The 19,802-nt window shown below is 46.8% G+C and carries 18 protein-coding genes; 12 read left to right on the top strand and 6 right to left on the bottom strand.

Annotated elements, in window-relative coordinates; all coding sequences use genetic code 11:
* The first annotated feature begins 22 nt into the window (after positions 1–22).
* A complete protein-coding gene (locus MKY16_RS03590; protein ID WP_029515844.1) occupies positions 23–907 on the top strand; it encodes a carbohydrate ABC transporter permease in 885 nt (294 codons plus the stop codon).
* On the top strand, positions 904–1,731 hold the full coding sequence (locus tag MKY16_RS03595) for a carbohydrate ABC transporter permease (protein ID WP_029515843.1): 828 nt from the start codon (positions 904–906) through the stop codon (positions 1,729–1,731). The genes MKY16_RS03590 and MKY16_RS03595 overlap by 4 nt, the downstream gene beginning before the upstream one ends.
* 407 nt (positions 1,732–2,138) lie before the next feature.
* On the opposite strand, the gene MKY16_RS03600 is transcribed toward MKY16_RS03595, so the two are convergent.
* Positions 2,139–2,537 (bottom strand): hypothetical protein, encoded by a 399-nt coding sequence (locus MKY16_RS03600; RefSeq protein WP_029515842.1) that lies wholly within the window; start codon positions 2,535–2,537, stop codon positions 2,139–2,141.
* Between the two features lie 172 nt (positions 2,538–2,709).
* On the opposite strand from MKY16_RS03600, the gene MKY16_RS03605 reads away from it, so the two are divergent.
* Positions 2,710–3,756, top strand: coding sequence for a hypothetical protein (locus tag MKY16_RS03605; RefSeq protein WP_340954141.1), 1,047 nt, complete (start codon positions 2,710–2,712; stop codon positions 3,754–3,756).
* A gap of 283 nt (positions 3,757–4,039) precedes the next feature.
* Here the strand turns inward: MKY16_RS03605 and MKY16_RS03610 are convergent, their stop codons facing one another.
* Complete coding sequence (locus MKY16_RS03610) at positions 4,040–7,339, bottom strand: DUF5695 domain-containing protein (protein WP_340954142.1); 3,300 nt, start codon at positions 7,337–7,339, stop codon at positions 4,040–4,042.
* A gap of 151 nt (positions 7,340–7,490) precedes the next feature.
* Between MKY16_RS03610 and MKY16_RS03615 the strand changes: the two genes are divergently transcribed.
* A complete protein-coding gene (locus tag MKY16_RS03615; protein ID WP_029515839.1) occupies positions 7,491–8,129 on the top strand; it encodes a pentapeptide repeat-containing protein in 639 nt (212 codons plus the stop codon).
* A 47-nt stretch (positions 8,130–8,176) separates the two neighbouring features.
* Here MKY16_RS03615 and MKY16_RS03620 read toward each other — a convergent pair whose 3' ends face one another.
* The 3 genes from MKY16_RS03620 to pdxR all read right to left on the bottom strand — a co-directional run bounded on the left by MKY16_RS03620 (position 8,177) and on the right by pdxR (position 12,009).
* Positions 8,177–9,805, bottom strand: coding sequence for a GMC family oxidoreductase (locus MKY16_RS03620; protein ID WP_029515838.1), 1,629 nt, complete (start codon positions 9,803–9,805; stop codon positions 8,177–8,179).
* Positions 9,806–9,919: 114 nt separating this feature from the next.
* Entirely contained in the window at positions 9,920–10,348 is a 429-nt protein-coding gene (locus MKY16_RS03625) for a DUF1259 domain-containing protein (protein ID WP_039270545.1), read from the bottom strand.
* Positions 10,349–10,470: 122 nt separating this feature from the next.
* Positions 10,471–12,009: a MocR-like pyridoxine biosynthesis transcription factor PdxR gene (gene pdxR / locus MKY16_RS03630; RefSeq protein WP_340954145.1), complete on the bottom strand. Its 1,539-nt coding sequence runs from the start codon at positions 12,007–12,009 to the stop codon at positions 10,471–10,473.
* A gap of 115 nt (positions 12,010–12,124) precedes the next feature.
* On the opposite strand from pdxR, the gene MKY16_RS03635 reads away from it, so the two are divergent.
* From MKY16_RS03635 to MKY16_RS03670, 8 genes are all read left to right on the top strand, one after another.
* Entirely contained in the window at positions 12,125–12,736 is a 612-nt protein-coding gene (locus tag MKY16_RS03635) for a pyridoxamine 5'-phosphate oxidase family protein (RefSeq protein ID WP_069010955.1), read from the top strand.
* A 199-nt stretch (positions 12,737–12,935) separates the two neighbouring features.
* On the top strand, positions 12,936–13,520 hold the full coding sequence (locus MKY16_RS03640; protein WP_069010956.1) for a TetR/AcrR family transcriptional regulator: 585 nt from the start codon (positions 12,936–12,938) through the stop codon (positions 13,518–13,520).
* 114 nt (positions 13,521–13,634) lie between these two features.
* Positions 13,635–13,736, top strand: coding sequence for a hypothetical protein (locus MKY16_RS03645; RefSeq protein WP_014599460.1), 102 nt, complete (start codon positions 13,635–13,637; stop codon positions 13,734–13,736).
* A gap of 350 nt (positions 13,737–14,086) precedes the next feature.
* Positions 14,087–14,542 carry a MerR family transcriptional regulator gene (locus tag MKY16_RS03650; protein ID WP_069010957.1) on the top strand — a complete coding sequence of 152 codons (456 nt, stop codon included), beginning with the start codon at positions 14,087–14,089 and terminating at the stop codon, positions 14,540–14,542.
* 40 nt (positions 14,543–14,582) lie between these two features.
* Positions 14,583–15,794 (top strand): MFS transporter, encoded by a 1,212-nt coding sequence (locus MKY16_RS03655; RefSeq protein WP_029515832.1) that lies wholly within the window; start codon positions 14,583–14,585, stop codon positions 15,792–15,794.
* A 27-nt stretch (positions 15,795–15,821) separates the two neighbouring features.
* Positions 15,822–16,250 carry a universal stress protein gene (locus tag MKY16_RS03660; RefSeq protein WP_039270609.1) on the top strand — a complete coding sequence of 143 codons (429 nt, stop codon included), beginning with the start codon at positions 15,822–15,824 and terminating at the stop codon, positions 16,248–16,250.
* A 42-nt stretch (positions 16,251–16,292) separates the two neighbouring features.
* Positions 16,293–17,684, top strand: a complete 1,392-nt coding sequence (locus tag MKY16_RS03665; protein WP_340954148.1) for an aldehyde dehydrogenase family protein — start codon at positions 16,293–16,295, stop codon at positions 17,682–17,684.
* 581 nt (positions 17,685–18,265) lie between these two features.
* A complete protein-coding gene (locus MKY16_RS03670; protein ID WP_029515829.1) occupies positions 18,266–18,721 on the top strand; it encodes a DinB family protein in 456 nt (151 codons plus the stop codon).
* A gap of 256 nt (positions 18,722–18,977) precedes the next feature.
* Here MKY16_RS03670 and MKY16_RS03675 read toward each other — a convergent pair whose 3' ends face one another.
* Positions 18,978–19,772 carry an SDR family oxidoreductase gene (locus MKY16_RS03675; protein WP_165148345.1) on the bottom strand — a complete coding sequence of 265 codons (795 nt, stop codon included), beginning with the start codon at positions 19,770–19,772 and terminating at the stop codon, positions 18,978–18,980.
* Between the last annotated feature and the right edge of the window lie 30 nt (positions 19,773–19,802).

A 19,802-nucleotide genomic window follows, 5' to 3' on the forward strand; every position in this document is an offset into this window, starting at 1 on the left:
TACACCAGGAGGGAGAGACTCCATGCCTTTTAAAATCTATAAAAAATACGTCATGCTACTGGCGTTTACAGCCCCGGCGCTGATCTTTTATGCCATCTTCCTGCTCATTCCAACGATCAGCGGCATGTACTACAGCTTTACAGACTGGAACGGATTGAATCCCAATTACAGCTTTATCGGCTTGGGGAACTTTGTGGAATCGTTGAAAGAAGACCCCGATTTTCTCAATTCCCTTTGGTTTACCCTTAAATACGTATTCGTCATGATTGTGCTGCAAAATGTACTGGCGCTGGCACTGGCAGTGTTGATTGAGTCGCGTACACGTACCAAAGGATTTTTCCGGACGATATTTTTTATGCCCAATATGATCAGTACCATTATTAGCGCATTTATGTGGACATTCGTTTTTTCCTCCGTGCTGCCACAGATCGCCGAAAAGACGGCTATCGCCTTTTTGGGCCAATCGTGGCTGGGCGATCCGAAAGTATCTTTCTTCGCTATTATTATCGTGTCGCTCTGGAATGGCGTCGGTTATATGATGATCATCTATCTGGCTGCGCTTCAAGGTGTACCACAAAGCTTGAAGGAAGCTGCGATTATTGACGGGGCGAACGCATTTCAGACATTGCGAAGTGTGACGATGCCGATGATTACTCATGCGATTACGATCTGTTTCTTCCTGACGCTGAATGGTGCCTTCAAGGTGTATGAGGTCGTATACGGACTGACTGGCGGGGGGCCGGGGCGCAGTACACAGGTGATTACAATGAACATTTATGAGGAGGCGTTCTCCAACAACTTCCGTTATGGTTATGCGAGTGCCAAATCTGTTATTTTGTTCGCGATTGTTCTCATTTTCACCCTGATTCAACTGCGTGTCATGAAGAAGAGGGAGGTGGAGGCATGAGGTTGAAGAAAGCCAATTCCTTGCTGATTACGCTGATTTTGTGCGTGGGCGCAGTCGTGTCCTTCTTCCCGATCTACATGGCGGTAATTAATTCGTTTAAAACACAGGGTGAGATGTTTGCATCCTTTACAGCGCTGCCAACAAAGCTTCATTTTGAAAATTACAGTCAGGCTTTTCATCAGACTCATTTGCTGAACAGCGCTCTGAATTCCACGATTATTTCTTTTATCGGCATTGGTGGCATTGTGATCTGTTCGGCGCTGGCAGGCTACAAGCTGTCTCGTACACAGGGGAAACTGAGCAGTGCGATTTTCTTCCTATTTGTCGCATCGATGCTGGTGCCGTTTCACTCCATTATGATACCGCTTACACGAATGGCAAAAGATTTGTCCGTTCAGGGCAGTACGTACGGCTTGGCCCTGATCTATATCGGCTTGGGTGTGAATATGGCGATCTTTTTGTATCATGGATTTGTCAAATCCATCCCACGTGAGCTGGAAGAATCCGCACAAATGGACGGTTGTAATGAGTTTCAGACGTTCTTTCGCATTATATTTCCTTTGCTGCTGCCGATTACAGTTACTATCGCGATTTTGGATTTCTTGTGGATTTGGAATGACTTTTTACTTCCATTGTTGATGTTGACGGATGTGAACCATTACACCCTGATTCTCTCGACCAATATGCTGTTTGGAGAGTACAACAAGGAATGGTCGCTTATTCTGGCCGCACTCGTGCTGACCTCCATCCCGGTTATCCTGATCTATGCATTCTTTCAGAAATTCATTATGGAAGGAATCGCGGAGGGAGCGGTTAAGGGATAAGGTGGAAAGCCTTCCTATCAATAAGGAAGGCTTTTTCTCTGATTCAGCTTTTTTCGCGCCAACGTTTCAATAAAAAGATAGGAAGGGTTACAAACAAAATTGCAAAGGCTACAATGATCCACCACTGAGGGTCAATGATATACAACACGACTCCGATCAGCAGAACTGTTGTTATTATGGAAATTCTCACTTTCAACATTGTTCTCTTACTCACCCTAGCTTCTAATTTTGGCAGCGTTATGAGGGTGATTGCAGTTAACGCAGCAAAAAATGTTGAGGTAAATGAATTATAGATAATATCAGCTCCTTAATCTAATTACCCACCCAGGAATGTTCGGAATTAATGTGATAAAACAGAAACCCTCCGCTGAGAAAGGCTTTTGTTTTGGAACGACGCACATCCAACGTTACTTCGAGAAAATACTTATAATAAAAAATAAAAGCGAAATGATGATCAAAGTTAGATATATACTAGAAACCCGTTTTCCGATTGTAGCTCCAAACTCTTTAGGATTTTTATATCCAATGATTAAACTGGGAATAAAAAAAATACTGGATAGATAAATGGTGTAGTGAAACCTAGTATTATCGACAGGATTGGACCATGCGGACAATCCAAAAAAGGAAAGCAACTGGTCTCCCAATATGTAATCGCCAAATTCAAAAGAAACAGCCATGCCAAGAAGAGATAACAGCAGTGAAAGTGATCCCCAGCCTACTTTTTTTCTGTTTTTTCTCAACAATTCAAAGATAATTAGTAAAATTGCAATTGCTTGTATGCTGTATGTCAACATGATTGAAAACATAAAGTACCTCCTTGAACATCAGAATCAAATGATAAGATGTCAATTTCGGAAATAAGTGTACCATTTTATGGTATGTTTTCATATGCTTTTCAATACAGCGATCGTAGATCAAATGGAACGCGAAGCGGCCTTAGCCATACAATATTTCATCTGAATGTAAAAGGAGATGATCATGTTGGCTACCTTCTCGGCCGCGCTTCAAGTGAAAAAGCGGATGGCCAAGCGAGTCTTAAAAATGTCCGGTGTCCACGGCATTGGCGTAGGATACAGGGACCCTGCCCATCCCAAAAGGGGAGCCGCTGTCATTGTGTACACGGACCGTTTAGCGTCGGCCTCTACTGGACTCCTGTCGGCCACCGCATTAGGAAAGAAAACAAACGTTCCAGTCCGAATTGTAAAGACTGGAAAGATCAGAGCCAATGCTACGGACTACAGAGTGCGCATACGCCCGGTCATCGCCGGCTACAGTGTCGGGACGATTGAAGGCTCCGGTACAACCGGACTCATCGTCGCCCCAACTGGAGCGCCGGCTACACGTTATCTTTTTAGCAACAACCATGTCCTCAATCCCTCCAATACAGACAATCGGGAGGCTACAATTCAGCCAGGCGGAGCCGATGGGGGGACGGTTGCTCAGGATCGTATAGGACGGCTATATCGTTACGTGCGCTTGAATCCTACCGGAACGAACCTGATTGATGGGGCGCTTTCGCTTCCGACCCGTAACAACCTGCTCAATCCGCGTTATGCCACAGTAGGAGCGATTCCGGGTCATGTGACCGCTTATCGCATAGGGGATAGGTTGAAGAAGGTAGGGCGTACGACCGGGCGGGTCAATGGCACGGTAGAGTCCGTCTATACGGACCTGCAAATCAATTATGGTGGAGAGTTGGGCTTACTGACCTTCGAAGATCAGACAGTTATTAGAGGTACGACTTCTGTATCACTACCCGGGGATTCTGGCTCTGTATGGCTCAGACAGTCTGATAATTATGCAGCTGCGGTTAATTATGCAGGCACGGCAGATGGTCGCTTATCCATAGCCTTTCCAGTGCAGTGGGCCATGCAGGTATTCAACACACGAGTAGCCCGACCCAGCGGGGCAGGCAGGGTGCTGAGGGTAGATACAGGGTCTTCCCCTCGCTCCTATACTAGACAACTCACCAGTGAGGAACTCGCTCGCTTAAGACCAAGAACGACACGTATTAGACGAAGCTAATTGATCTATAGATGGAATAGCTGCCGCTGATTACTTTGGTAAAGTGGTCGCTTTAAGAGATTTCCACAGGAAGGCTCACTTCGGAAGCATCACCTCCCCGGATTTCTCCCCTGATTACAGAATTAATATAAGAAATCCGGGGCGGAGGCAATGAGAAGCACCAGCAGAAATAATTCACGATCCCAATCATTTACGATGCAAATGTTTCACGATACAAATCATTCATAATACAAATCATTCACAATCTAAAACGTTAACGGCATGAATGAATGCATAATGCATTCTAATCTGCCCCCTCAGCATATGCTTGGACTCCCACATCAGGGGCTGTAATGATGCTACTTGCCGAGGCCAAGCCCCGGATTTCCTGAGCGGTCAGGGCTCTGTTGTAAATGATCAGTTCATCTACTGCGCCGTTCAGATAGGGATCATCAAACTGGGATTTCCCAATATAGTTCCGGTTTGTCAGTCCAAGACTGGAAGGATTCAGCGTCATGTTCGTGTTACGCGTCGCCTCTACACCGTCCACATACATCATTCCAGTATTGCCTGACAAAGTCACGGCGACATGCTTCCAAACCCCTGTTGCTAGCTCCGGCGCATTCAACTGTTGTTCCTTTCCGTTCCCCGCGATAGTGATAGCGAAGCGCATACCAGTTCCCTCGGCCTTAGGTGTCAAAAACATATACCGATCCGTGCCTGCTCCAAAATCAAACAGGCGTGCCCAGCCGTTATGCGTGTTCACCCGTACCCACGCGGCAATGGTAAAGTCATTGAGGCTGCTAACGATACCACCGGGCAGGCTAGCATAGGCGTCTGTACCGTTAAAGTGCAGGGCATTGCCTTTCCGTCCGGCTCCCCACGCGCCTCCATTTACACTGGCCTGCTGTCCATAACCTGACGAATCGGCTGCGGTAGATCCGGCCGTTTCGTCAAATTCATAACGGGCTATGATGTCTCCAGCGGGAGACGGATTACCTGTACTCGACTGAATACGGATATCATAGTTGGCTGCCGTACCGATATTCAGTCTGACCGTGATCGCAGAGCTGTTAGCAGCCGTGACTGATCCGGTTTTTGTGCCGTCTACGAGCACGTCATACGTACCTGCCGCGAGTCCGGTCAAGCTCATAACGGTAGTATGAGTCGTGCCTGGGGTCATATTTTTCAGTGTCAGGCGCATGTTGTTCTTGGACTTGGACACGATGGCCAAGCTATATTGATCCCGGTTCAACTCCAGACTCAGCTTCTGGGTGATCAGATGCAGACGTTGGAATACGCCGTCTTTTGGAGTAACCGTATAGCTGTTATTGCTTTCTGTAACGTCACAGCCATAACCGAACAAACCGAATATGGGATCGACAGCAACATCCGAGCTTAGAATTTTAATGGCTCCAAACAGCCCTAGATCGGCTTCCCCGGACATGCCACACCATCCGTTAAAGAGAGGGCCGCCGTCCAGACCGAGTGCGCCATAATTGCCTTTGCCTGCCTGATATGTCCACGATACCGCCCCGATATTGGCAGGATCAGAGCTGATCTGTCCCGAGTTAATCGCCCCGATGTTCGCCAGCTTGGCGGCATAGGATAGACGCTGATCCACTTCAGGCTTGGACGAATAACGACGTGTCCAGTCATCCATCGCATAGCCGGCCAGTGAGGTCGTGTACTGGAAGTTCCACCAATTCTCTCCGGTAATGGTGACCGGATCGGCGTAATAGTACCAGACAGGCATATGACCGCGTGCAGCACGCGTTTTGGCGTTGATTTTGCTCATCATCGTCGTGTTGTTGTTCATTTTGGCGAGTGTATATACGGCTTCTTCGCCTGTATTGTCATAGTTATACTCAGAGCCATAAGGATAGGTGGTATTCTTGAAATTGTTGTACTTGGTAGCCATTTTGGCAATCAGGTCGTTAGCCTCGGTGGTCAAGCCTTCTTCCTGAAGCGCTATAATAATATCAGGTGTAGTTAGCTCACCCATGAGTCCCGTGTTCCAGTTATAGGCAACAGGGCCTTCATACAACGCTTTAAAAATATGATAAGCACGTAGCAAATATGTGTTTTTGCTATTGCGATAGCTGATCAGGTTGGGATACAGCTTGGCAAGTTTATACATGCTAAAAAACGTATTATAAATGTGCGGATAGGCATAGCCCCGGTACGTTGGTGTCGTATTAGGCTGCGGCATCAGGAAATCAGGAACCAGATAATCGCTATGATGGCCTTCCATCAAATTCGTCCAGATGGCCACTTCCAAATAATCATCGACTGCCTTGATCTCAGATGCCACGGGCTTCTGAACGTTTTTCTCCGCCAGAAACTGACCGTGAGTTAGCCCCCAATCGTCACCCCAGCCCCAGTAACCAGCAAAGCTGTTGCGTTTGGCCTTGTACTGCATCATCCAGTCATCAAAGACCTTATCCCTCAGGTCGCCCGGAACGTTCCATTGGGTGCTGTTGACCATGAAGGTAGAGTGACGCTGAAGTGCAGCTTCGATTGGCTCGATGGCATAGAACTGGAGAACGGTTTTTTCGCCGTTACCATAGTTAACCGTAATATTGTTATGTCCCAGTCGTCCCAGTGTAAGTTCATATATTTTATGGTTTGTAGGGGCTGTTTCCAGATAGCTGATGGTCGTTTCCGACGGATATTGCGCGGTGACAGAGGTAATGGATTTGCTGGTATGCAGATCGAATTTAGCCTTGAGATTGGTTGGGAAGATCATACCCGGAACCACGGTCACATCCACATGTCCCTCACTGTACAGCCTGTCCTCTACGGCCTGCTCGTCCGCTACCTTGTAAAATTTAAAAGCATACGTTTTGCTTTCACCAGGAGCCAGCGACAGACTGGTGCTTCCAAGATAGCCACGGTTGGTGCTCTTGATGACATTGGAGTGGATATAGAACACATTCAGTCCTTCAGACCAGCCCCCTTGCTCCATAGCCCATGTGCTGCCGGGATGCTCCTCAGTTCTCCAATGGTCCTGATATTCGAGACCAGCCCCCGTTGAGGCATCAGGGATTAGTAGTACATACGGTCCGATGCCGCTAGGTCGTCCAGCGGTAATAAAGGAACTGTTATGGCCTACAAAGGAGTGTGAGAGTACTCTGGTTTCATAAATTTGTTCATTATTGCCACCCGACCAGTACTCGTTAAACGGAAGTGGCAGTCCCCAATCTCCGATCTCCAGCGTTTGATTAGAGCTGTTCGTTACTTTCATTTGCCAGTGCAAATAATCGTTAACCAACGAATAAGTTTCATGTAAAATGAAATTACGTATTCCCTGATGGTTTGATGAATTCTGATAGGCTACCTGGACACTGTTTCCAGAAGAGGTGATCTGGCGCGCATCAGCAGAATTGCTTGTCCATGCCCGAGTCCACGCTCCGTTGCCGAGACGATAGGTGAACATGAGTTCACCCAGCCATTGATGATCCGACGTATTCTGTTTAGGTGCGTTGGAGCTGTTCATAACATAGTTGGTATTAAAAGTGTCCCCTACCAGTCGCAAGGAAGAGAGATCCCCGTAATCTCCGACAGAGATGGAGAACACTTGATTAGATAGCTGTACTGCCATGTTATCAACCTCCTAACAAAGGTTCGTGAGCGTGCTCACTACGTTAATATATGTGTGAGAAATACTTTTGCTACCCTATGTATGAGAATTGATAGAAAATAGATTCATATAGATATCCTAGAGGGCTCTCAATCGTGGAGGTAGAGATATAATGAAAAATAAAATGGAGTTGCCAAAGATTCCTGCGGATTTACCCGTATTAAATGAAGAAATGCGCTCCATACGATCCAAAGACGAACTCAGTATAGGGTCTGTAGAGGATATCATTTTGGACAATATGGAAGCGGTTAAGGTTTCATTAGAGAAGATGACTTTTAAAAATGTAACGATCATGGAATCGTCATTGCCGGAAAGTGAATGGACAGACGTTATTTTTGATAAATGCGATCTATCGAATGTTAATTTTTCAGGTTCCTTTATCCATCGGGTAGAGTTCAGAAACTGCAAATTGCTCGGAACGGATTTTTCGAGAAGCAGGTTCCAAAACGTTCGTTTTTCGGATTGTTTAGGGGATTATTCGATGTTCCGTTTTGCTAATTTCAAGCAAGTTGGTTTTGAGGATTGTTCTTTGATAAGTGCAGATCTGTATCATTTAACACTACAAAAAACCTCTTTTGCCCGTTGCAATCTGGATCAAGCCACCCTGTCGGGGTCCAAGCTCAAGGGAATTGATCTCAGTGATTGCGAATTTGATGGATTACAAGTAGAGATAGAAGACTTGAATGGCTGCATCATCTCACCGCATCAGGCTTCATCCTTTGTGGGCCTTTTGGGGCTAGTAATTAAATAAGGGGATATATTCGAGTCATCCGCCGCAAATGACGAACGAGTCTCAGGCTACTCTTCATATTCTTCATATCGTTGCCGTCTTAACTTTCGAGCGCGTATATTTTTATCCAGCAGCTTTAATTGTCGTGCTATGGTATATCCTATCAGGTATGCAGCAGCGGATGTGTTGCCATCGACCGTGAAGGGGATGATGGAAGCATCGGCAACGATTAAATTTTTGACTCCATGCACGTTACCTCTGCGATCCACGACGCCTCCTCTATTTAATGGGGCCATGCGAAGAGAGCCTTGCTGGTGATGATTATGGCCAAAATTTTGCTTGATAAACTCCTCCAGGTTAGAGTCGTTGTCAATAACGTCAAGCGTAGGAGAAACGAGCTGATATGATGGATCAATGGCCGTCAGCTCTGCCGCTATGTTTTTGACATAATTTTTATATATGTTTTTCACCGCTTCCATGTCCTCGGGATTCGAGAGAAAGCCTTCATCTGCAAGCACGATTTTCAGAGGGTCGTTGTTTTGCAGTTTGATCGATCCCCGGCTTGCAGGGCGTAAGTAAATCAAACCTAAGGTAAGCATGCCTTCCGAACCTATACCTAGCATTTGAACCGCCCGACGATGGTCCTCCGTTCCATTGGGATCAGGCAAGAAGGCTCCACCCGTATATAGAGCACTTGGATCATTAGAAGGCAGTGCGCGATCCTTGGGATTGGTTGAGAAGGAGGCAAAGTTCAGAGTATGGTTACGCAGGCGTTTGCCTACATTGGGATTATTAAATACTACATGAATCCCTTTGTCTTTAAGCGATTTTTCAGGTCCGATTCCGGATAGCATTAATAACTGGGCGCTGTTAATGCCTGCTGAGACGATAACCTTCTTCCGCGCATAAGCTCGTGTACATATTCCTTCACGGAGGAATTCCACTCCTACAGCGCGCTTGTTAGTAAAAAGAACGCGCAAAGTTGTTGATTTAAAGAAAACCCTCAACTTCCGGCCGTTTACGCCCTGTCCGGAAGAAGTCATGATGCCTGGCGAGAGAAAAGCGGTTGAAGAGCTTTCCCTGTGTCCATTTGGTTTTTGGAACAACTGCCATCGGGTAAAGGGACCAAGGGGAGTTTTAGGATCGTTATAATCGAGGATTTCCGGAAAACCTGTAGCACGTTCAATGGCCAAGGTTAGTTTTTGCGCCATAGACGTGGGATTTACAGGAGCTTGCCTGATATCAATCCGTCCGCTATATCCGTGAACCCTTGGATTATTCGTTTCTCCATTATATTTTTCTAGTTTTTTGAATCGGCGAATGGCTCTTCTAGGTGACCATAATGGGCCTAAAAGTTTTTCCCATTCTCTAAATACAGCCGAAGTAGGCCGTACATACTGCTCGCCGTTAATTGAAGAGCCACCGCCTAGCAGCCGTCCTGTGGTCCATTCGAATGACCGATCGTCTACTCCATTTTGTGGAATGCCTTCCCCTTGCCAAAAGTATTCAGGGAAAAATTGTTCCTCCAGCTCCGGGGCAAAGGTAGAGTCCCTAATGGGTTTATCTTTATCGTTATTTTCCCCTGCTTCCAGCACAAGAACCGATGTTTGCTTATCATCCGTAAGGGTTTTCGCTATTACAGCACCCGCAGGACCTGTTCCTACGACAATATAATCAAAGATTAATTTGTTTTTCATAAAGCTCTCCTTTTAGATAAATGGGCTAATGTAGAATATTAATCTGTTTTGTCCTATGTTCCGCCCATAACAAAAAAAGACCCGCCAAAGCGGATCTTTGCATTTATTGATAGCTTACTTTTTCTTAATAACCGGCCGTACAGGCTTCGTTGTCAAGACATTAAGCGCGTCACGCACTTCTGTGGCGAAAACAAGCGGTTTTTCTACTTTTTCGAAGTGGATGTACCAGAGATTGGGGTTATCAAATAGCCAGTGATTGTGCAGTGCCGTCACTTTGATATCATGTTTACGAAGTCGAGAAATAAACGGATTAATTTCTGCGGTCAAAATCACGGTTTCACCAAGACATAAACCTTTTCCGTTACGGCCAATACTTTCGAAAGAAAAAGCTTGGGGTATGGCAAGAAAGGATCTGGCCCTTTTCCCTAAAATGATCGGCTTGATGTTATTTCTGACTGTAGATGCAGTACAAACTCCGTTGATGATTTGAGGTGTTGCTTTTAATATAGCTGCAAACTGTCTACAAAGCGGACTAATTGCCATTTCTCTCACTCCAATTCTTTTAAGTTACTAGCATCATATGAAAAAGTAAGGGAATGGAAAGGGCAATTCTTCTTTATCGTTAGTCTAATTTGCTATATACAAAGCGCGAATGGAGTACCTTTTTAAAGCCTCAGCTTTGCTCCGTGATACTCATGTTTGATACTGTCCCATGCCTGGCGCAGACGGTTAAACCCTTCAATAATTTGTTGCTCCGATAGATGGGCAAAGATAAAGCAAGCTGATGGAGGTCCCGGTGTCAGTTGGTAATCAGCGGCATCACGCCATGTGACTCCGTAAAATCGTGCTGTCTGCATCAAATGATGATACTGGGCAGAATCATGCTTCCAGATGGCATAGGCATGTAGTCCGCAATTGTTCTGATGCCAGTGAAACAGTTCATTCAACTGCTGTATTTCCCGCTGGAACACGTCGTAGCGAGACCTGTATATGCGAGTCATCCGACGCACATGGCGAACGTAGTCGCCGCGCATCATAAAACGTGCCAGTGCGCGCTGTTCCAAGCGGGCAGGCGGCAGGGGATCGTATAGTCGTTTGGCAGCTGTCAGCGCTTGGGCTAATTCAACGGGCAGGATTGCAAACCCGAGTCGAAGGCTGCTGAACATGCTTTTGGAAAAGGAACCGACATAGATGACACATTCTGCGCGATCCAGTGCTTTTAACGGTTCAATGGGTCGTCCTGCCCAGCGGAATTCACTGTCATAATCGTCCTCAATGATCCACGCTCCCTTGGATGCTGCCCATTGCAAAATATGTTGACGGCGTGTTAATGGCAACACTGCACCGGTTGGAAACTGTCGTCCAGGTGTAACAAACAGCAAGTTGGAATCCCAATCCTGTGGGACAATTCCGTGTTGATCCATTTCGGCAGCGAGTATCTGTCCGCCTGAGGCAGTAACTGCACGGTAGATGCCGGAATAACAAGGATTCTCCAATACAATTCGATCTTGTTCATGAATAAGTAACTGACTTAATAACGTGATTACTTCCATGGAACCACTGCATAATACGACTTGATCCGGGCTGGCCGTAATTCCGCGTGTTCTGCCAACATGATGGCAAATCGCTTCACGTAGCCATTCATCACCGCTCACTGGTGCAGTGGTCTCGTCAGCCGAGGGCTTTTGCAGATCTTTTCCAGCGGCAGTCAGTGCGCTTTTCCATGCGATCTGTGAATTGCCCTCTAATACAACTTCTCCTGCCTGAAAAGAAATCAAAGGCTGTTGCGCACGGTCTCTATCTGTAGTTGAAACAGGAGACGACTGTAAGTTTCGTTCCCTCTCGATCTGCATGATTCGTTGTCCCCATGCTGACAGCGTAGGGGATTTTTGCTTGGCAACGGGTGGATTCTGATTCTGCTGGCTGATTTGAGATGGGTTTGGTAGCACTGCTGTCTGTTGCATAACAAAGGTTCCTCTGCCTACTGCCGAGTCTACATATCCTTCTGCCAGCAGCATATCGTATGCTTCTTTAACACTCCCTCGCGAAATTCCATACATCACAGCCAGATCACGAGTGGAAGGCAGACGCGTACCACTGGCAAGGGAACCATTGAGGATTCCCTCACGAAGAGCATGATACAATGCCAAATATTTTAAATGATATTTATGAAGCGCGCGCTGATAAGCAATCGTAATATCCATACTCTTCTCCTTCGATTGGGCCACTCATTTTCGTTCATATTGGGTCTTTTTATGAATCCATTTTCAACATAATCTGAAATGTATCATTGGTCAATAGATGGAAGGAGAGTTCACTATGAGAAGGAAAGAATTTGCGGTGGCAGAACTAGAGGAAATAGAGCAGTTTCTAAGCGAGGTCAGTTTCGGATTTTTAGGCATGAACAGCGAGGATGGTTTTCCGCGTGTGGTTCCCTTGAATTTCGCTTATGGAAATGGCGTTTTTTATATTCATGGCAGCCGTGCTGGAGAAAAGATGGAACAGATGAAAGAGGATAATCGGGTTACTTTTTCAGCCGCCAAAGAATATGCGCTCATTCCATCTTATTTTACGGATGAACATATGGCATGTCCGGCGACTTCATTTTTTAAAAGCATTACCGTTCGTGGTCATGCGGAGCATGTAGTGGATTTGGAAGAAAAAGCATCGGCCTTTTCCATTTTTATGAGTAAGCTGCAACCGGAAGGCGGGTATGACACGATTGATGCTAGCGATTCTCGGTATGCTTCACGTTTGAAAGGGGTCGCTCTGATCAAAATTGTACCGGAGGATTGGACCGCCAAGTTTAAATTCGGTCAAAATGTCAAAGATCAGGAACGTCAGCAAATTATCGACGGCTTGCAACAACGGGGGCTGGATGATGATCTGACGACGATTGAGATGATGCGCAAATATTGTCCTCATCACTGAGCGTAATAAATCCTGCTCGCTCGCCATCAGATTGGTTAATTATACCTTGTAGGGAGATGCCCTTGATTTTCCGAAACTTTCAGTCCTTCCGTATTAGGACTTTTGAAGGACAGGTATATATCATCCTCAAGCCCGTTGTTCTTACTGCAAAGGAACTTTATAATACGATAGATTTGTGGCGTAAGGGGGCAAGACCGTGATGGGAGCAGGAGTCAGAAGTCGGGAGAGTCGACGGTTGTTACTGGAAGCAGGGGCTGAAGAGTTCGCTCAGACGGGGTTTTATCAGACAAAGGTAAGTTCGATCGCGGCACGCGCAGGATTGACGCAGCCGGATTTTTATATTCATTTTGAAAGCAAGGAACAGATGTATGATGAGCTTGTGGAGAGCTTTCGTACTTTGGTGAATGAAACGGTTCAAAGCATGAAGATAGGTCCGGATCAAAGCGAAGCTGAAATTTTGCAACGGGGACAAGTGTTTCTGGAGGCTATTTTTCGCGTGTTGTCTAACAATCCGGCGATCACCCGTGTCGGATTTTACCAGGCGGCAGACTCGGTGCGCATTAAGGCGGAAATGGCCGAGCATATCAAAAAGCATCTGCTGGCTGCGCAACGATGGGGCTCGTGCCGTGAGGAACTGGACCCTGAACTGATAGCAGAATGCGTGATCGGCTTGATTGAACGGCTGACGTTAACGAAATTGTTGCCTGGACGTGAAAGTCCGTCTGTACTTGCCAAGCAGGCACGAAACCTCCTCTATCACGGCATGCTCGGGTCCGAAGAATAACAGGACTATACAATACCAAACCTAGATTTGGGCGGCAGGCGCGGCATTTGTCCCTATCATGAATGATGGCATAAGCATAAGATGCTCTTGTAAACCATGAAGGGAGGAATCACCATGTCTGGAGTAGGCGCTGGTTATGGAGCTTTTACATCTACAGGAGCGATTCTGGTACTTTTCATTCTGCTCGTTATTATTTCCAAAGCATTCGTCATCTAATTCGTAGCTCATGAATCTGATTTCGGGCGATTTGTTGTAATCGACAGAGGGAGGAGGAACTTAAGATGGGTGAAGTAGAAAGAGGTTGCGGTGGTGGCGGCTACAACATGTTTACTTCCACTGGTGTTATTCTGGTACTCTTCATTTTGCTGGTTATCATCACACGTACCATTTTCATCTAAAGCTATATTCATGGGCTTGAGCGCCGATGCTTCGGGTCTATGACCGTGCTAGTCAAAACAGGAACCGTCTCCAATAGAGGCGGTTTCTTTTTATATCAAAGTTTACGTTGACGTTAACGTTATATAGGCGTAGTATTTATATATAATCTTTTTCATAAGGTGGGTGTCATGGTTACGTATAAAATTGATGAGGTCGCCAAGCAAAGTGGTCTGACGAAGCGAACTATTCGTTATTATGAGGAGATCGGATTATTGCCCTCCCCGCAACGCAGTGAAGGAAATATGCGCCTGTATACGCAGGAGGATGTGGATTTACTAAAAAAAATAGTGAGTGCCAAGGAAGTACTTGGATTCTCCTTGCAAGAGCTTCAGCGTTACATGTCCGCAGCGGAAATGCTCAAGGGTCAGCGGGAGGAATATCGCGAGCGAACGGAGCATTTGCAACCGAACGAGCGACGGGCCATGTTGGAGGATATGGAAGGTACACTGAACGAACAGTTGGAATTAATGGAGGGAAAAATCAACAGCATCCGTTTGCTCCAGACTGAGTTGGAGGAGTTGCGGGTCAGGGTTCGTGAACGCAAAACCCTTTTGGATGAGGAACTTGATCACAACCCATCATAACAAGAACATTTACATTCAGATGTGGAGGTAACATCATAATATGAGTTCACAACATGCATTACCTGAAGAGCTAAAAGAACGCTCAGGCTTGCTGTCTCAACCTAAAGCGGTATGGGCGGTCGCCTTTGCTTGTGTTATTTCATTTATGGGCCTGGGATTGGTCGATCCGATTCTTCCGGCCATTGCCGATCAGCTTCATGCTACGAAAAGCCAAGTGTCATTGCTGTTCACCAGCTATAACCTGGTAACAGGCGTTGCGATGCTGATTACGGGCGTCGTATCTAGTCGATTGGGTGTCAAATGGACGTTACTAACCGGGATTTTGTTTATTATTGTGTTTGCCGGACTTGGCGGCACGGCCAATACAGTTGGCGGAATTGTGGGCTACCGGGCAGGCTGGGGCTTGGGGAACGCTTTGTTTATCGCAACAGCGTTATCTGCGATTGTAGGTCTGTCTACTTCTGGAACAGCTAAAGCAATTATTTTGTATGAAGCGGCCTTGGGCCTCGGGATTTCAGTGGGTCCGCTGCTGGGCGGTGAGTTAGGCTCCATTTCCTGGCGTGGTCCGTTTTTCGGTGTAGCCGGACTAATGGTCGTGGGATTTTTGTTCATTACGTTTATGCTGCCTTCGATTCCAAAGCCCAAAAAACGCGGTTCCATTGCCGATCCGTTCAAAGCGCTTAGTTATCCAGCTTTACTCACGCTCGGTATTGTAGCGTTGTTATATAACTTTGGATTTTTTACGTTGATGGCGTATTCTCCATATGTAATGCATCTGGACGAGCATGGTTTGGGTTATGTATTTTTTGGCTGGGGAATTATGCTAGCCTTTACCTCGGTGTTTGTAGCACCAAAGATTCAAGCACGCTTGAGCGTGGTATCTTCCATTAGTATCATGCTGACGCTATTTGCCATTGATTTAGGTGTTATGGCGATTGGGACGGTAGCTGGCTCGCCAACGACTGTCATTGTCGCCGTCATTGTAGCTGGTATTTTCCTGGGGATTAACAATACATTGATTACAACCGCTGTTATGCAGGCTGCTCCAGTGGAGCGCTCGACAGCATCTGCGGCCTACAGCTTCATGCGGTTTTTGGGCGGGGCCATTTCGCCGTGGCTTGCAGGGAAGCTGTCAGAGTGGTACTCAGCAGAAACCCCGTTTTATTTTGGAGCATTGATGGTCCTGATTGGTGTAGTTGTGCTGATCGGACGTCGTCGACATATGCAGGATATTCAGGTGGATGCACACTAAGATCGAACTTCTGAGGAGGAAAAGAGTATGAGCGAATACAAACATATTCTGGTCGCGATTGATGGTTCGGAACACGCGATGAGGGCGTTGGAGACCGCCAAAACGTTGTCTAAGCAGCTTCAGGGGAACCCGCATCTGACTGTATTGCATGTAAACCCGGCTTTATCCATGAATGAGCCCCCGATTGGGGTCGATGTGGATGAGCGGATCGAAGAGGAAGGTCGTCATATCCTGGAACCTGCATCCGACTATTTAAAGGACGCGGACATCCCTTGCCGTATGTTGGCGGGTCATGGTAATCCGGCGAGTATCATTTGTGAAATTGCAGATCAGGAAAAGGTGGATCTGATCATTATGGGAACACGGGGAAAAGGACTTGTTTCTGAAATGATACTGGGCAGCGTGAGCCATCATGTGATTCAGCATGCACCTTGTCCGGTGCTGACGGTAAAATAGATGGTAAAAGAGACGTTAATATAGAGAAAAGGAGGAAAAAGCATGCAGCAGCATTTATTTATTGGTGGAGAATGGAAAACAGCTTCATCGTATACGACGTTGAAGTCGCCGTATTCCGGCGAGGTCATTGCTGAGGTGGCAGAGGCCACGCCAAAAGATGCCAAGGCTGCTATTCAGGCGGCCTCTGATGCACGCTCGGAGATGCGGGCCATGCCAGCGCACCAGCGGTCAGCCATTTTGGAGAAGCTGGCTGACCTGCTGGAAGAGCGGCGTGAGGATGCAGCGCGCATCATTGCATGCGAAGCGTCAAAACCATGGAAAGCTGCGCTGGCGGAGGTTGACCGGACGGTGCAAACCTACAAGTTCGCAGCTGAAGAAGCCAAACGGATTCACGGGGAAACCATTCCGCTGGATGCCGCACCGGGCGGCGAGGGCCGTATGGCCTACACGCTCAAAGAACCTGTCGGAGTAGTAGGAGCTATTACACCATTTAACTTCCCGATGAATCTGGTCGCTCATAAAGTGGGTCCCGCGCTGGCAGCAGGCAATACAGTCGTATTAAAGCCTGCGGAGCAGACGCCGTTGTCGGCTTACCTAATCGCGGAGCTGCTAGAGCAGGCTGGATTGCCTGCGGGCGCTCTTAACGTGATCAGCGGCGATGGTAAAACCAATGGCGACGTACTTGTCACTGATCCGCGCGTCAGCTATATCACTTTTACCGGTAGCCCGGCGGTCGGTACAGAAATTCGCTCCAAGGCTGGCTTGAAGCGGGTCACGCTGGAGCTGGGTTCCAACGCGGCCGTTATTATCGACCGTGATACGGATGTGGAAGCGGTCATCGACCGTTGTGTGAGTGGAGCCTTTGCCAATCAAGGGCAGGTGTGCATATCAGTTCAACGTATTTACGTTGTCGATGAACTGTATGATACCTTTGTATCCCGATTTATAGAAGCAACTCAACGTTTAAAAATGGGAGATCCGCTAGAGCCGGACACGGATGTATCCGCGCTTATTTCAGCCAAGGATGTCGAACGTGTCCGTGAGTGGCTGGAAGAAGCCGTTCAAGCAGGTGCGAGGATCGCTCTGGGTGGTCAAGCCAAGGGAGGTATTTTGGAGCCGACGGTTTTGCTTAATGTGGACCCGACTTCCAAGGTATCCTGTCGTGAAGTGTTTGCCCCGCTTGTGCTGATTCATTCTGTTAGCTCTATAGATGAAGCCGTAAACCATGTGAATGATTCGATCTATGGCCTGCAGGCGGGAATTTACACACGTAATATCACGACTGCGCTGGATGCAGCAGACAAGCTTGAGGTTGGCGGCGTGGTGATCAATGACATTCCAAGCTTCCGTGTCGACCATATGCCGTATGGTGGTGTGAAGCAAAGTGGCACCGGACGCGAAGGCGTAAAGTATGCCATGGAAGAAATGCTGTAAACAAAGCTGATCGTTATTAAACGGTAGTAGTTATATAAAAGCCTATCTGATGGACATAGATAATACGTTTTGCGTATGTCTGTTCATTAGATAGGCTTTTTTGGCACCTTCTACGTGATTATCAGATGAAAATAAAGTGTTTTCTTAGTGCTAGATTAAGATAAGGCTCTTTTAAATCACTACTGCTACCCGCGTATGTTCTTTAATTAATATTTAAAAATGGAATATAATGAAGGATGGTCGTAGCCCCAAAAAGACAATAACAAAATAGACCTAGCCAAATGATTTTTTAAAAAAGGCAGTGCCTGAGAAGGGTTATGAAATTAAAGTATCAAAGATCTTTCAAGGCTAAACGTAAAATGAGGATGGTGCAGCAACCAGAGTAGGCTTAATCTCCCATGAGTTCTTCCCAAAAGGGAGCGACAAGCCACTAAACCCTTTGAAATTGCACGTTTCTCCTTGGAAGTTTACAGCAACAAGGAATTCACCCCAAAAAAGGTTGTTTTAGTTCATTCAAATGATTAAACTAACGGTTAACAGTAGGTTCAAGTAATCGATGAGATGAAGAGGGGGAAACCGAAATGAAGACGATCAAGTGCATGATGGACCACCTGTACTGGGCGGACGGACGCATCTTGGACGCGCTCGAGGAGAGTGAGACGAAGAACAAGGACCTTCTGAAGCTGGTTCGGCACGTCGCGGTCGCGGAACGAGTCTGGCTGTCCCGATTGCAGGGCAAGGGCAGCGCGCAATATTCGTTGTGGGAGGAAGCTGAAGACCTGTCGGCGATCCGGACGATGTTCGAAGAAAACGCCGAACAATATCGTGTCTATATCGAAGGGCTCGAGGAATCCGAGTTGGATGAGATGATCGACTATGCGAACCAGAGCGGGGTTCCGTTCCGAACGTCCGTCCGGGACAGCCTGTTGCAGGTCCTCTTACATGGACAATATCACCGGGGACAGATCAACCGGGCACTTCGGATCGAATCGGCAGAGCCTGCCCAAGTCGATTACATCACGTTCGCGAGGCTCTGAAAAGTTCCGCAATGAGAAGGAATGGAAACGCAGTAAAACCGAAATATCCTACTGCACAAGAAATGGCAAAGGTAACTCAGGATGAACTTAGGCAAACTCTAATTGCGATTGGAGCAAAATCGGCTGCTACAAAGCCTCCACGGTTTTAGCAGAGCTGTTTAGGATCAAAGAGAGCCCACACCCTTATAAATTGGAAAATTAATTTGCTTCCAAATACGGTTATGGGCTTATTGATAAAGCGTATTTAGCTTGAGTTTTAGACCGTTGGTACTGTTCCGCCGTCAATATTATATTCACTTCCTGTAATAGAAGCGGCCCGGTCAGATACCAGAAAAGCAACAAGCTCAGCGACTTCTTCTGGTAGTCCTGGACGACCAATTGGAATTCCTCCCAACGAGTCCATCAGTTGCTTTAATGCACTTTCTCGGTCACCTGTCGTCTCAGCAATCCGATCAATCAAACTTTGTGCTGCCTTCGTTTCGATAAAGCCTGGCGCAACTGTATTAATACGAATGCCTTGAGGCGAAAACTGCTTGGCTAACCCTTTGCTGTAAGTAGTTAAAGCTGCTTTGGCTGCAGCATAAGCCAATGTTGCATCATATAGCGGCAAGCGACGTTGAATGGATGAAATATGAATAATAACACCGGCTTCCTTTTCAACCATAGCCGGCAGCAGTCCACGGTCTAAACGGACAGCAGCAAACAGATTGGCGTTAAAAGTTTGCTGCCAATGCTCGTCTGTCAAGATAAGGGCTCCCCCGGATGGGGCTGACGAGCCTCCAACATTGTTGACAAGAATATCTACACCGCCTAGGCGCTCAAGAACGCTGGTTACCACTTTATCTACACCTTCAGGCGTACTAATATCGGCTGGAATAAATAGATCCGGATTTTCTAAATTAACTGGAGTAGTTCGAGCCGTAGTAATTACAGTAGCACCTGCAGCCGTAAGTCTCTTAGCAATAGCCTCTCCCATTCCTTTGGTACCGCCTGTGACCAAGGCCTTTTTACCTTTAAACTCACTTACAATGTTTTCTAATTGAAAACTCATGCGAATAATTCCTCCTGATTTTCACAATGT

It is taken from the genome of Paenibacillus sp. FSL L8-0641 (genome assembly GCF_038006265.1).
In the GTDB taxonomy this organism is placed as follows: Bacteria; Bacillota; Bacilli; order Paenibacillales; family Paenibacillaceae; genus Paenibacillus; species Paenibacillus polymyxa_D.

Excerpts from the sequence above, each read along its gene's own strand:
- MKY16_RS03590 (WP_029515844.1), top strand. The coding sequence starts at position 23 with ATGCCTTTTAAAATCTATAAAAAATACGTCATGCTACTGGCGTTTACA.
- MKY16_RS03595 (WP_029515843.1), top strand. The coding sequence starts at position 904 with ATGAGGTTGAAGAAAGCCAATTCCTTGCTGATTACGCTGATTTTGTGC.
- MKY16_RS03600 (WP_029515842.1), bottom strand. The coding sequence starts at position 2,537 with ATGTTTTCAATCATGTTGACATACAGCATACAAGCAATTGCAATTTTA.
- MKY16_RS03605 (WP_340954141.1), top strand. The coding sequence starts at position 2,710 with ATGTTGGCTACCTTCTCGGCCGCGCTTCAAGTGAAAAAGCGGATGGCC.
- MKY16_RS03610 (WP_340954142.1), bottom strand. The coding sequence starts at position 7,339 with ATGGCAGTACAGCTATCTAATCAAGTGTTCTCCATCTCTGTCGGAGAT.
- MKY16_RS03615 (WP_029515839.1), top strand. The coding sequence starts at position 7,491 with ATGAAAAATAAAATGGAGTTGCCAAAGATTCCTGCGGATTTACCCGTA.
- MKY16_RS03620 (WP_029515838.1), bottom strand. The coding sequence starts at position 9,805 with ATGAAAAACAAATTAATCTTTGATTATATTGTCGTAGGAACAGGTCCT.
- MKY16_RS03625 (WP_039270545.1), bottom strand. The coding sequence starts at position 10,348 with ATGGCAATTAGTCCGCTTTGTAGACAGTTTGCAGCTATATTAAAAGCA.
- pdxR (WP_340954145.1), bottom strand. The coding sequence starts at position 12,009 with ATGGATATTACGATTGCTTATCAGCGCGCGCTTCATAAATATCATTTA.
- MKY16_RS03635 (WP_069010955.1), top strand. The coding sequence starts at position 12,125 with ATGAGAAGGAAAGAATTTGCGGTGGCAGAACTAGAGGAAATAGAGCAG.
- MKY16_RS03640 (WP_069010956.1), top strand. The coding sequence starts at position 12,936 with ATGGGAGCAGGAGTCAGAAGTCGGGAGAGTCGACGGTTGTTACTGGAA.
- MKY16_RS03645 (WP_014599460.1), top strand. The coding sequence starts at position 13,635 with ATGTCTGGAGTAGGCGCTGGTTATGGAGCTTTTACATCTACAGGAGCG.
- MKY16_RS03650 (WP_069010957.1), top strand. The coding sequence starts at position 14,087 with ATGGTTACGTATAAAATTGATGAGGTCGCCAAGCAAAGTGGTCTGACG.
- MKY16_RS03655 (WP_029515832.1), top strand. The coding sequence starts at position 14,583 with ATGAGTTCACAACATGCATTACCTGAAGAGCTAAAAGAACGCTCAGGC.
- MKY16_RS03660 (WP_039270609.1), top strand. The coding sequence starts at position 15,822 with ATGAGCGAATACAAACATATTCTGGTCGCGATTGATGGTTCGGAACAC.
- MKY16_RS03665 (WP_340954148.1), top strand. The coding sequence starts at position 16,293 with ATGCAGCAGCATTTATTTATTGGTGGAGAATGGAAAACAGCTTCATCG.
- MKY16_RS03670 (WP_029515829.1), top strand. The coding sequence starts at position 18,266 with ATGAAGACGATCAAGTGCATGATGGACCACCTGTACTGGGCGGACGGA.
- MKY16_RS03675 (WP_165148345.1), bottom strand. The coding sequence starts at position 19,772 with ATGAGTTTTCAATTAGAAAACATTGTAAGTGAGTTTAAAGGTAAAAAG.